This window comes from Fictibacillus sp. WQ 8-8 (assembly GCF_024494405.1).
GTDB lineage: Bacteria > Bacillota > Bacilli > Bacillales > Fictibacillaceae > Fictibacillus_C > Fictibacillus_C marinisediminis.
In genome coordinates this window covers 511770-524560 of the sequence record NZ_JAMXKG010000003.1, presented here as the reverse complement: position 1 = coordinate 524560, position 12791 = coordinate 511770, and the positions used below count along the sequence as shown (strand labels likewise).

Genomic DNA, 12791 nt, shown 5'->3' with positions numbered 1-12791 from the left:
ACAAAAAAATAAACCCGTCTAACTGAAGGGTTTATTCATTGCGGCTTACTACTACTTTTCCTATCGTCTTACCGGATTCTAATTTCGAATGTGCTTCTCTCATCGTTTCTGCATCGATCGGTTGAAGTGTTTCCGTTAATGTTGCCTTTAATATCCCTTCATCGAACATGTTGGCCATATCTGTCAGGATCTCATGCTGCCTTTTCATATCCTCCGTTTCAAAGAGCGATCTCGTGAACATGAATTCCATGACAAACGTTACACTCTTCTGCTGAAGTAAGCTTATGTTCAGTGGTGTTTTCGTTTCTACAATCGAACAAATCTTACCTTGGGGAGCAATTGCTTCCATCATACTTTCCCAATGCTGATTTGTACTGTTCAGACAAAATATGTAATCCACTTCAGACATCCCTATTTTTTTCAGCTGCGGTAAAAAGTCCTCATAATGGCTGATTGTATAGTCCGCTCCATGTGTTTTAGCCCAGACTTCGGTCTCTGCTCGTGAGGCGGTCCCAACCACGGTCAATCCTGCCCAACTTGCAAGCTGAAGCGCAATAGAACCTACTCCACCGGCTGCACCTATAATTAATATGGATCGACCTTTATTTTTATCCTTCTTCATAGCAATACCGAGGCGTTCAAATAAACCTTCCCAGGCTGTAAGACTTGTGAGCGGCATTGCGGCAGCTTCTTCAAAGCTGAACGTTTTTGGTTTATGGGCCGCAATACGTTCATCCACAAGATGGAATTCACTATTTCCTCCTGGTCTACCAATGGAACCAGCGTAGTATACTTCATCTCCAGCTTTGAACATACTTACTCCAGAACCCGTCGCTTCCACTATGCCCGAAACATCCCAGCCAAGAATTTTCGGTTCCTTTTCTATGGCGTTTTTCGGGCTGCGCACTTTCGTATCAACGGGATTAACAGAGATTGCTTTTACTTTTACGAGAAGATCTCTTTTACCTGGAGTTGGTTTATCAATTTCTACATCTAACAGACTCTCAGGATTATCAATCGGTAAATACTTATACAAACCTACCGCCTTCATTTTTCCCCTCAAAACTATCATCCTTTCTTTCTGTTTATGTTTCCCTCAACGATACAGAAAAAAACAGCGGGACACCATTAAAAAAGACTGGTTAAACGAAAAAAAGAAGCTGAAAAGCCCTTTAAGGTCAGCTTCTTTTATGTTTACCAACGTGTATTTGTCCAAATTTTGCTGCCCGTCCAAACCAACAATGATCGGAACGCATAAACTATGACAAGTACAAGTTCTAATTTTTAAGAAGGTGGTTGAAAAATGAATTCCTCAAAACATTCACAAACTTGTAAACGATTTAAACACCTTAAATCGGGAAACAAAGTGACTGTTCGTTTACATGATACATCGGTTCAAATTACCTTTAGACATTATGACTCTAATAAGGGTCTTGTTACAGGAGAGATTGCTGATGGGAGTATTGTAAAATTTAATTGCTGTGACGTAAACTCCGTAAACTCTATCAAAAAGACTCCGTCTCAGAATTGGTTCATTGAAGGGCGAACCTGAAGTTATTGCGATCATGAAGGTTCTCGTGCTTAGGTAGACCAACTTGGCACTAACAAAAATGGCAGAGAATATCACGAAAGGACAGCTGAAATTAGCTGTCCTTTTGACATTCGATTTTACGAAAAGACGATTATCGTTTTTCCTTTAACGTGTTTCGATTTATTGTAGTATAAAAATTCAATACTCTGTAATACAAAAAAAACCTTGAAAATCAAGGACTTTGAATAAACTGTTATGGTGACCCGAGAGGGGTTCGAACCCCCGACCTCTACCCTGTCAAGGTGATTTAAGAAGCGGTGTCTTTAGAGCTATTGTCTTAGTAGGCTTGAGTCTGTAATGGACTCTGTACAGTTTAAACTTTCAGTCTTTATTGTACAGTGTCCACTAAGAAGGTGTCAAACTCACAAGTATATGCTGTGCTGGTGAAAAATAATACAACTCTTACCCATTTACTTCAGCAAGGGGGAATTCACCTTTGGATTTACTAATTAATACAGCTATATTTGTCAAGGATTGTTTATTCTCTTCAGGAATTAAATGCTCGTGTTTGTTGTTAATGTGCTGAAGCAATCTCATAAAGGTGAGCGAGTAAATAGTTATTGAAAGGTTTAATACTTTTAGCTCAAGTTCAGGGTCGGTTCTGGATAAATCTAAAATAAATGCAACGGTATTTGGATATTCTTCTACGACAGTTTGTCTATATATTTCTAGTGAAGCAAAATCTGAGTGCTCATATTTACTAGCTTCCCTATAAAAGGCTAAATAGTGAGCAAACAATAGTTCATCCGAATCAGCCATACTCTTAATGGTAATTAATCGAGTGTCAGCTCTCACTTTTTTACCTCTAGTCTGAATAAAGCCTTCTTTTATCAGTATTTTTTCATTGTTCTTAATTCTGCTTTCTAAGGTTGGATAATCACTTTTTATCCATCCCTTTTTTATCCCTTGTGAAATATTCTTAAGGAAAGCTGTTTCTGATTTCAATGGCTGTATCATGTATTCTCTATATCGCTTTTTTTCATCGTTATCATGGCACAAATAGTCAATCAGCATTGAATTATTTAACATTGATCTCAATAAGATAAAAGCTTCCTCAGCGTGATTGTTCTCTAGCAATAAAAGTGTACTTTCAAACAAATTAGACTGCTTTGCATAAAGAGTAATCACCTCACGGAGATACTCCATATCCGGTAGTATTATGTAAGGTTCATCTTTTTGTAAAAACCATTTAGTGATGTCCTCGATTAAAAAATGTGCATATTCAATTTTCTCTTCTTTGTTCAATTTATTCGCACCCTCTCATCGTATAATAAAAAAGCACTTCAATTAAGAAGTGCTCTAAATGCTCCCTAAAAGCGGGTTCTAGGAAAATATCTCATGAAAAATGGCTACATATAAGGATACAGATACCCCCATAGTTGTAATTTTCAAGGATTACTTCAAATTGATCTTTTCCGTCTCAGTACCCCATGCACCTGTTTGAACCTGAAGAGTCAAATCTCCAGCAGCTGCAACTTCAGGTGCAACATCAAATACGACTTTCCCTGAGATAGTGGAATCCGGGTTTAGCTCCTGCATAAAGAAGCTATTCTCAATAGTTCCATCTTCTCCTTGATTTGCTGACATGCTCGCTGCTGTATCAGCCTCATAAGTTTTCTTACCTCGCATTAACTTGAAAAAGCTACTATCAACAGTTACAGCTTTATCTCCATTATTCTTTAAAGAAACCTCAATAACTACGAATTTACCGCTTGCCTTCTCAGGTAGCGCAGAAGGTCCGACTTGAGCTAGTGATTGCTTCTTATTTACTTTGTAGTTCATCTTCCCTACTTTTACACTATCCCCAATTTTAAATTCTTTTTTAGTTTCCTTTTTTGGTGCTTCCTTCTTAGTTTCCTTCTTTGGAGCTTCCTTTTTAGGTTCAGCTGAAGTTGTTTCTGCTTTCTTGCTGTCATCTTTGGAGGCTGTATCATCCCCAGTACCGCCACCAGCAAAACCTATGACAACAATTACAGCAATCACCCAAACCCACCATTTCTTATAAAATGGCTTTTTAACTTTCTCCCCCATCGTTCAAATCCCCCTTGTAAGTTAAAATCTTTATAACAAGAATATTATAGCACCTATGGAAATGTTTTCAATATAATTAGTAAACATTTCACGGGGCTATAAGCCTTCTTTAACAAAACCAATCAACAAGAGAAAGACGCCACACTCCTTATTATGGAGAAATAAAAAAAAAGCCAGCTCTTGTGAGCCAGCCTTATTAGTCAAACATCTGAGCTTTCATTTGTCTGGATCTGCGACTGGTGGAGCCACCTGAAGAGTTGCTCATCATTAGATTCTCATAGTTCATCAAGTCAGCCTCATAGGTGACCTCAGTAGCCTTATCATGGGTGCTGACAATTATAAAGCTGTAAGACTTGAGGAGATCCTTAATGGCGAGCTGCACATCTTTAGAATCCACCTTCAAGTTTTCGCTCAGGGTGACTAACAGGGTGCTTCCCATTTCAAATTCTTCTTTGAACATCTGACCACCTCCAGTACTAATAATCAAAAGAAAAAAGAGCTACTCCTCTGAGGTGACCTCTCAAGGCTCCGGCTCATAAATACTGCCTTCTGCACCATTGAGAGTTAACCCAGAGGAGCCAGCTCATGTTTAAGATCCTTAGACTTTCCATCCAGACTGTCTTAGCTTTGCTTTTACATATCCTTCAGTCTCTTTGTTCTTTCTCACGTGTTGCATGTACTCAAATTCGCTGACTCTATCTAAGGTTATACCTAAAATAGTCCCACCTATTTGTTCAAATATTGGAGTTTGTTCCTTTAAGCACGCTTCAATAAACTGCTCATCTGTTACTTCTCCATCATTGTGAACGCTCGGAATGTGAATCCAACAAGAATAAACTTGCTCAACCTCGTCATCTCCAGTAAACCTTGTGTTAAATCTCAAATAAACATCTCCTCTATTCATTTGCTTCCCCTCCATTTGCTTTTTTAAGTAAGACGCCTCATAGGAACAAACTCCACTCATTTGAGCTTCTGCATCCATCCCCTTGAGGTGTCTCACCTTTTATTGCCTTCTATCCTCGTCTCATTACTTGACGTAAGTCTTTAAAAACATTGTCCTGAACGTTCTGGTGTACTTGCATACCAGCAAACGAAACAACCTCTTTGTTATCTCCACCGTTCACCGCAACAGAGCCCTCTACTTTATGAACTACTGTTACTGTTTTTCTGTTAGACATTCCAAAACTTTGGAGTCCAACACTCGCAGAACCAACTCCACTTTCAAGTTCCCGGTTCATTGTGCTCATAGCTCCACCAATTGCTCTGGTCATCTGAGGAACCTTAGCAAGCGCACCATTGTACCAAGTAGGGAAGAAGCTTTCTCCTGACTTGTCAAGGTCACTCAAAGGACCTTTTTTGGCTGGTGAGAATGGCAAGAAAGAACGGATCTTACTCATACCATTTTTAACAGCTCCAACTGCTTTGGAGATCCCTGAGGAAATACCTTTAGCAAAAGCATCAAGTAATCCTTTCCCTGAGGAGACAAACTTGGCAGCCCAACCTTTAATAGCTGAAATCATGCTGGAAATCCCTTTAATTACAGCTGACTTAGCTGCTGTCATGGCTTTTGAGAAGGTAGTAGAAATCTTGGAGCCTAGTGAGCTAAGCGCTGAGATTGCTTTCCCGGGTAAACCCTTAAAGAAGTTAACCACTGCTGAGATTCCTGAGTAGGTCAAGCTCTTAGCTTTACTCCACAATTGCTGAAAGAAATTAGCTACTTTCCCCGGCATTGCTTGAACAGCTGAAATCATTTTTTGTACACCTGACTTGGTGGCTGAAGTGATCTGGCTCCAAAGTGACTTTATCTTGTTCCACATGTTAGAAGCCCAGCTCGTAATGGCTGACCATATCTTGGAGGAAGCTCCAGTAATGGCTGAAATCATTCCGTTCCAAGCTGCTTTAACTGCTGTCCACATGATCTTGGCATATTTCACAACAGTGTCCCAGTTCTTATAAAGGAGTACTCCAATAGCAATCAGAGCAACTATCCCAAGAATGATCCAAGTAATTGGATTGGCTAGGAGTGTGGCGTTGAAGAGCATAAACGCACTACGTACTACAGTAATAACTGTTTTCATAATCTTAAATACTGCTATGATGTTTTGAACTAGTGTTATTACAAACATGACTGACCTGAAAGCTACAAAGCCAGCTACTACAGCAACCACTACAGTCCTTACAGCTCCCAAGTGATCTGCTAAGAACTTACCTGTATTAGAGAGCCCTTCGAGTATCCCTGCCATGGTTCCTGAAGTGTTTGCCCACTGTAAAAACCCTTGAGCCACTCCTACTATGACTGTGGAGAGTGGAGCCAGTGCTGCTACTAGCTTAATTAAAAAACCCCAAAGGTTGCTTATCAAGTTCATCACCATTGGAGTGTTCTCTTTAACAAAGTTTATGAAGTTCTGGAAACCTTGACTTTGTGACAGCCCCTCAGCCCACTTCCTGAATCCTGCTGTTAACTTGACTAAGCCACCGTTCACTGAGTCACTCAGAGGAGCAAAAGCTTTCATTACCTCCATAAACCCTACAAAGAGGTTACTCCCCATATCAAGGAACGCTTGCAGGTTCTTCCCAGCAGTTCCATTAATGTAATCAAAGAAGCTTTGTACCTGATCTGTCTTAAAGGAAGCATTCACCTTCTCAAGGAAGCCACCAAGCACATTCCCCACAGAGTTAATCGCTGGAGTTAAAGCTGTCATGGTGTTCTGAATCAGCTTCATCCCCTCTCCAAACACCTTAAACACAGGAGTATCAAAGGAAGCTGTAAACTTGCCCCACCATCCTTGGAAGTTCTGCAAGTCCTTGAGAGCACCCTTTTGAGCTGTACTCATTCCTTTGTATAACTGAGCTAGTTCCTTTTGAGCTGCAATCCTTTCTTTAGCTGAAGAAGCATTCTTGATCTTCTCCTCAGCTTTTGCCACCTCATCAGAAGCCTTCACGACTTTACCAATAGAAGAAACTGCTACAGCACCAAAAGCACCAGCTCCAATACCAGCACTCACGAATGAAGAAGAGAGAGCACCTACTGCAGCAACTGCTGGAGCCAAAGCCGAGATGGAACCCACTAGTCCTGTTGTTATAGCTGCCACCTTTCCTCCGTTCTTACCTAAGTTGTCAATGGATCTGTTGATCCGGTCAATGTCATCACTGGCTCTATCTGAAGCATTTATGATGATGTCAATTATCGAACTACCCATTTAGTTCACCTCCATAATTAAAGCACTCAAAAAAGAATCTTCCTATTGGAAGACCCCCTTGTGAGTTAGCTTTTTAGTTTATTAATTGAGTGGCTTCTCAGCCTTCGTGCTTTCTTGGTTCCCTGAGGAGTCAAGTCCGTCTAGCTTATCCAGCCACTTGTTGAGTACCTCTTGGGACTGGTTCTGAGGGTTACTCGCCTTTTTGTTCCATCCCATCTCTTTAATTGTTTTCATCATGTCCATGAGAGGCTTTGCAGTGTGCTTAGAAGCTTTTTCCAGTCTCCCAGTGTTAACCATGCGAAAGTGAATCACAGCGTCATGGAGTAGCCCCTCAAGCATCACATCTCCAAGACCTTCTTCCACCTCATATTTTTCTCTTACATTATTCTCGAGCCATGCCATGAACTGAAGTTCCCCTTCAGTGAGTGACTCAACAAAGTTTGACTTCTCAGCGTACAATCCATGGATCATGTGAGCGTCTGGTCTCAGGTGCTTAATCTTTGCAAGCTTAGACTCCTCAGGGAGTGTATCATGATGAGGGACTCTCCCTCCATGAGTGCCACACCTAGGGCGTTTGTGTAACTCTAAGCTGTGCTCAGTGGGTGCTTTGGTGCAAACTGAGTAAATGCCGTCTTTTTGACCAAGAGCAAAGCACGCTATCTCAGACTTCCCGAGTTCCCTCCAGAGTTGTTTGCAGTCAGGGTCATCTTTGCCCTCCGTGTTCGCTAGGTGCTCCATTTGCCTCATTTTGAGTTGTAACTCTTTGCTTAATTCTCCAAACCGTGGCATATTATATCTCGCCTCCTTTGTTTTCTCCCTTGAATACCTCTGACAGGTACACATCAATTACGAAATTCCCGGCTCCAAGGTTAGCTTTAGCTAAAGCTTCAAGGAACCCTAAAGAAAAGGACTCACCAGCTAGGCTAGTGAGCTCCCCTTCGTATTGAAACATTAATGTCAGGCTCTGCTCATTGAGGACAGCTTCCTGAAGGTTTTTCATAGTTTCAGCTATGAGGGTTTTCTGATTGTTATCCATTAGACACCACCTCCTAGAGTTCTTTACCGAACTGTTTAACATGCTCCTCATAGAATTTCTCATCAGCTTGCTTCTGTTTTAGCTCCTCATGCTTCCTCATAGCCTCTTTGTAAGCCCAGCTATTTTTAAACTGTTCCATTTCCTCTTTGAGTGCTTTTAAGCGGACTCCAAAAGGTTGCTTTTGTTGGTTTAACTCTAGAGCTTTATTTGCGTATGACAGCTTAAGTCTTAAGTCAATCTTCTCAGACAGCGTATACTCAGAAGCTTTCTTCTCGTCTTCAGCTTCCTTAATGGCTCCTAGTTTCTTAATAAGAGCTTGAAGATCCTTTATCTCCTCCTCAGAAAGGCTGCCTTGTGACTTATCAAGTGCTTTGCTTACAATTTGTGAAAGACGTCCTTCTTCTGCTTCTGTTAATCCTCTATTCATAATCAATCACCTCAATAGTTTTTTTAGTACTAATAATCTTTGAATATTAACTCACCACAAATAACTTAAATTAATGGTGCATCTCCCAAATAATAAATATTGCTTTTTGAGCCAGCTCCAAGAGTAATGTTCTCGGTAAGAGGTTTCACATAAGGTGTAACAATATCATTTTTGGCAAGCTTATAAATGAACTGTGCATCTATGAATGGAGTCCCATATACAGTATTGATGTGGTAAGGTCTGTCTTTCAGATCATAATCTGTGATGGTGCCTCCTCGGTTAACTCTTAAGCCAAAGCGTATATATCCATCTTTGGTGACTGCTGCTCCAATCTTGGCGGTTATATCAAAGTTGTAAACTCCTGCTCGTGGTACTGTGTAGTTAATCCCTGTGAGGTTATCTGCTGGGAAAACTGAGAAAACATTATCAAGTATAGTCATAAGGTTAACAGCGTTCTGAGTAGCCACCTGAGTGTCAGTTCCATCAGTTCCCAGCATACAGTGGTGAGTAGCATTGCCTTGGTGGTACACCTCACGAGAAGGAGTTTTATTAGTGTGATCAGCATTAAGCTCCTGAACAACTTCAATCTTTGGTACCTTAAAGGAGATGTACTCCTCAGCAATAAACCAAGCCTTTGGGATATTGTAGTCACCTACTTTGAATATGTCATTCTGCTCCATTGTCACAAGGTTGGCATAGGTGCCATCTGACATGTAAGCAAAGAAGTTAGCGTCATTTGGGAGGTAAACACTATCAAGTAACTTCATAGCGTTTCCTACTGTGGTATAAGGAATATCTACATTAGTGCCACCACTGGAGTCTCCTAGAGCACCAACCACCACATAAGTTCTTCCCATACTAGCAAGCAATACTCTTTCTTTTGGCTTTGGCTGGTAAGAGTTGAGCTTTGTATATTGCTTTGTGCTGGGTTTTGTTTCCCCATCGAATATAATTCTCGGGTTACCATTTGTGTAAGTTGGATCAATCGTTCCAAGCTTAAAAGGTTTACTACCCATCTTTTTGTCTATAATTTTATTCATTAGAACTACAAACTCTGAACTGTTCATTTTATATTTCACCTCTTTCGTCTGTCTTTTTTAAATCTGCAAGCAAGTTGTCAACTCCAATTACTTTGAGCTGTATCAATGCTAACTTTTCTGCAAGCTCCAGCTCTTTATCTGCCAACTGCTTTCTAAATTCTTGAACAAAATTCTCTCCCATACTCCTCTCCCCCATAGTTAACCGTATTAGTTGAAACTAATAAGAGGAGCCTTTACAGCTCCTCCTCCTCCTTAGTAGTACCTTTATTAGTTTTTCTTAGAGTCCAATAGCTTTTCTAAGCTTGCTTACTACCTCTTGAGCTTCCTTCTCAGCCCGCTCTCTGCCAGCCTCCTCAGCTTTGTTACGAGCTGCAATCAAATCAGCTTCATCTGAAGAGTCAAGACTCTCACCATAACCCAAACCAGCCATACGCTTAAGCTCAGCGGGTTCAACTAACCCTGAGACGTTATCAAACATCGGGAGCAGCTTTTCCATCTCCTGTCTAATCATAATGGCTCTGTAAGCCTCAAAGACTGCATTCTCATGAGCTTTTCCTGCTTCTGCTACTTGTGCTTTACGCTGTCTAGCTTCCTCATCAGCAATAGCTTGGTGGAGCTGCGAGAGGCGCTCTTGAAGCTCAGCTATGTCCTTCTTTGTTTTCTCCTCAGCTGCAGTTAATTTTTTAAGGCGTTTCTCTAATGCACTGTCTGCTCCAAGTGTAAGCTCCAGCTCTATGCCCTCTCGGATCTTAGTGAGGTCAATCATGTGAGACTGAGCATCTGCAATACGACCATTTACCACTGAGATTTCCTCCGCGTTTTTCTCCAATTCGCTCTTCTTGTTAAATAATGCCATAGTGGTATCCTCCATAGCTCAACCCTTTTGGGGAGCTCCTGTTATTTTTTTTGAATGCTAAATAACCTCATCAGAGAATCAATGAGGGTGTGCTTTTTATAGGTGGTGCTTAGTTGCTTAGATTGCCTGCCAGTACTCTTTATTTCTTCTAGCCAGCTCCTCACAATTTCTGAGGAACCCAATATACTGAGCTGGACTCATATCATTCTTACCAGCTAAATATTGAATTGTCTTCTTGAGCTGCTCCTTATCAACAAAGCCTTCAGAAAGACCCGAATCAAGGAACTCAAGCAGTGACTTCTTGTGCTTTTTATTGTTCACCTGAGGAGACACCAAAATAATGTTCCCCGGAGTTGAACCTAGCCAGTCATGACTCAGAGGTTGCACGTGGTCTATTTCTAACTTCTCAACCTTCATCCCAGTAAGCATGCATCTTCCATCAGCAAAAACTTTAAGTTCAATAATGTCCTGCTCAGTAAGGTTGTGAGGTAATCCTTTTTCACTTGCTCTGAAGTTCTGTTTACTAGCCACCCTTTTGTTTTCAATACTTTGAGAATACTCTCTGTGGTGCTCTCTGTTGCAGTCATAGCACCTTGGTCTGTAATTTCCCTCGGTGTATCTTGGAAAGTTGCTTATTAACTTGACCTTGCAACAATCAAGGCATACCTTTTGAGCTACTTCTCCAGTTGGACTCAAGAGCTCCAGCTGCTTTGTTCTCCTTGACTCTTGTACTGTGAAAATTTCTCCCTGTTTGTTCATTTCCGTACCCTCCATTAATTTTTCTAATCTTTGACTTCCTTGTAGAACTGCAGGAACACCCAATAACCCACCAATTAGTTTGCTGGGGTGTGTTCCACTATCTATTTTTGTCTACCACTGCATACGTTCTTTTACGTTTAACTCATTTCCAATAATATCAGTGACCTCTTCAATGCTTACGAACTTCTGTTGCCTTGACACCAATTTTGGGGAAATGATTATAGCTGTTCTACAAGTTCTCAAGCCAATCAAAGCTTGCTTCTTGAGAAGGTTAGCAATCAACCTTTTTACCTGTACTAATGAAAGTCCTACCTCCTCAGCGAAACGTTCTCGGTCAAATAGCTCCACCTTACTGGAATTAAGCTCATAGGGGTTCTGACAAAGCGTGTAGTACTTTGTATTGAAATAAGGGATCATTAAGAACAAGAAACCTAACTCTTGAACTGTGAGCTTTTGAATCAATTCCCTGAGGTGCACATTGTATAGCTTTGAGAAGAGGTCTTTTTCCGTTCTTACTCCTCGTTTGGCTATTTGAGGGTTAACTGAATAGAAAACCTTTCGTCCCACTTTTTCATCAATTACGTACCCCAAGTTAACCAGCTCAGAAATATTTCTTTTTAAGCTCGTTTTGCTAACACTGAGTAGCTTGGAAAGTTGCTCTGTACCCAGCCTTTCGCCTCTAAATACTAAATTGCCATCTTTATCATCTAAATAAGCCATGAGACTAAATAACGTCCCTGCTTGAGTTAAATTTAAAGTTGACTTCACATGTACCACTCCTCTGTCATTCACTTGCACAAAACTTCTTGGATCTTGCTGACTCATTCGCTTTTTATATGCCTTGTCTGAGTTGACTCTTTGAGGAGACTTCACTTCTCCCCCTGCTTCAATCAATTGCCCTACAGTCATGTTTAAGTCCATTTCCTACTCTCCTGCTGTATTTACAGCTTCTTATATTTATTTTTCATTCAGCTCCAGTATCATATATGAGCTCTATTAGCCTTTTTCAGTATCATATATGAGCTCTATTAAAACAGCCTTAAACCCTTGGGGCTCTAAGGTTGAACAGCTATCCACCTCAACAAATGCTCTTATATCTTTGTGTAAATTATTGAGGCATCTCATTACTTTTCTTCTATAACTCTGATTACCTTTGAGATGTCTGTCTCGCCAAGTGCTTCTAGTACTTCTTGAAGTCGCTCAAGAGTGTACCTCTTTTGCTTGCACATCCGGGACACTGTTGGCTGATCTACTCCAAGTTTTTCAGCGAATTGTACTTGAGTGTAACCTTTGGAGCGGATTGCATTAGCTAGATCATTAATAACAATCATTTTCATTTTCCTACCTCCTTTTTAGAATGTAATTTAGTTAGCTTATAATCATATAAACCATAAGAAAAAAACCACCCTTCAGAGTGGCTAAATGGTCAAAGATTATAAAATGAATGGAAACGATACGTGTTAAAACCTATGAAGGAGAAGCTCCAGTGGGAGGAGCCACTGAAGCCCTCTGGGAGAGTGTGGGGCAATAATGCCCGATACGGTGTTGCTTATTAACCCTTCTACTACTATATAACAGCAACGGTCAACCAGACTAAAGTCCTATGAAGGTTAAAACTCATAAAGTGGCTTATTAACCTTCTCATATTACTTAACAGCACCCTGTCTACAAACAAGTGTTCTAGCTCATAAAAGTGGTTTATTAACCCCTTCACTATATATTTCAGACAAGTGTTTACTCCCTCCCGAGTAACACCTCCAAAGCCTTGATAATACTGGGCTTAAGGAGTTGGCACCTCAAGAAACAATAATAAAAATAAAAACAGCTCCCTTGAGTAGCTGCACTATTAGT

15 protein-coding genes are annotated in these 12791 nt (G+C 40.6%); all 15 read right to left on the bottom strand.

Features of this window, described 5'->3' with window-relative positions:
- Positions 1 to 31 precede the first annotated feature (31 nt).
- A complete protein-coding gene (locus M1K46_RS08070; RefSeq protein WP_256225842.1) occupies positions 32 to 1051 on the bottom strand; it encodes a zinc-binding alcohol dehydrogenase family protein in 1020 nt (339 codons plus the stop codon).
- A 942-nt stretch (positions 1052 to 1993) separates the two neighbouring features.
- Positions 1994 to 2836, bottom strand: a complete 843-nt coding sequence (locus M1K46_RS08065; RefSeq protein ID WP_256225657.1) for a DUF5677 domain-containing protein — start codon at positions 2834 to 2836, stop codon at positions 1994 to 1996.
- A 150-nt stretch (positions 2837 to 2986) separates the two neighbouring features.
- On the bottom strand, positions 2987 to 3622 hold the full coding sequence (locus tag M1K46_RS08060; protein WP_256225656.1) for a DUF4352 domain-containing protein: 636 nt from the start codon (positions 3620 to 3622) through the stop codon (positions 2987 to 2989).
- Positions 3623 to 3818: 196 nt separating this feature from the next.
- Entirely contained in the window at positions 3819 to 4082 is a 264-nt protein-coding gene (locus M1K46_RS08055) for a hypothetical protein (protein WP_256225654.1), read from the bottom strand.
- Positions 4083 to 4220: 138 nt separating this feature from the next.
- Positions 4221 to 4526 carry a hypothetical protein gene (locus tag M1K46_RS08050; RefSeq protein WP_256225653.1) on the bottom strand — a complete coding sequence of 102 codons (306 nt, stop codon included), beginning with the start codon at positions 4524 to 4526 and terminating at the stop codon, positions 4221 to 4223.
- Between the two features lie 109 nt (positions 4527 to 4635).
- A complete protein-coding gene (locus M1K46_RS08045; RefSeq protein ID WP_256225652.1) occupies positions 4636 to 6822 on the bottom strand; it encodes a hypothetical protein in 2187 nt (728 codons plus the stop codon).
- Between the two features lie 81 nt (positions 6823 to 6903).
- On the bottom strand, positions 6904 to 7611 hold the full coding sequence (locus tag M1K46_RS08040; RefSeq protein ID WP_256225651.1) for a hypothetical protein: 708 nt from the start codon (positions 7609 to 7611) through the stop codon (positions 6904 to 6906).
- Position 7612: 1 nt separating this feature from the next.
- On the bottom strand, positions 7613 to 7858 hold the full coding sequence (locus M1K46_RS08035; protein WP_256225650.1) for a hypothetical protein: 246 nt from the start codon (positions 7856 to 7858) through the stop codon (positions 7613 to 7615).
- Between the two features lie 13 nt (positions 7859 to 7871).
- Positions 7872 to 8285 carry a hypothetical protein gene (locus M1K46_RS08030; protein ID WP_256225649.1) on the bottom strand — a complete coding sequence of 138 codons (414 nt, stop codon included), beginning with the start codon at positions 8283 to 8285 and terminating at the stop codon, positions 7872 to 7874.
- Positions 8286 to 8350: 65 nt separating this feature from the next.
- A complete protein-coding gene (locus M1K46_RS08025) occupies positions 8351 to 9352 on the bottom strand; it encodes a hypothetical protein (RefSeq protein WP_256225648.1) in 1002 nt (333 codons plus the stop codon).
- A 1-nt stretch (position 9353) separates the two neighbouring features.
- Entirely contained in the window at positions 9354 to 9506 is a 153-nt protein-coding gene (locus M1K46_RS08020) for a hypothetical protein (RefSeq protein WP_256225647.1), read from the bottom strand.
- Between the two features lie 96 nt (positions 9507 to 9602).
- Positions 9603 to 10181 carry a hypothetical protein gene (locus tag M1K46_RS08015; RefSeq protein WP_256225645.1) on the bottom strand — a complete coding sequence of 193 codons (579 nt, stop codon included), beginning with the start codon at positions 10179 to 10181 and terminating at the stop codon, positions 9603 to 9605.
- Between the two features lie 117 nt (positions 10182 to 10298).
- Positions 10299 to 10940: an HNH endonuclease gene (locus tag M1K46_RS08010; protein ID WP_256225644.1), complete on the bottom strand. Its 642-nt coding sequence runs from the start codon at positions 10938 to 10940 to the stop codon at positions 10299 to 10301.
- Between the two features lie 111 nt (positions 10941 to 11051).
- The gene (locus M1K46_RS08005) at positions 11052 to 11861 is read right to left on the bottom strand and encodes a helix-turn-helix domain-containing protein (protein ID WP_256225643.1); all 810 of its coding nucleotides are present in this window, start codon (positions 11859 to 11861) and stop codon (positions 11052 to 11054) included.
- A 203-nt stretch (positions 11862 to 12064) separates the two neighbouring features.
- Positions 12065 to 12277 (bottom strand): XRE family transcriptional regulator, encoded by a 213-nt coding sequence (locus M1K46_RS08000; protein WP_256225642.1) that lies wholly within the window; start codon positions 12275 to 12277, stop codon positions 12065 to 12067.
- Positions 12278 to 12791: the final 514 nt, after the last annotated feature.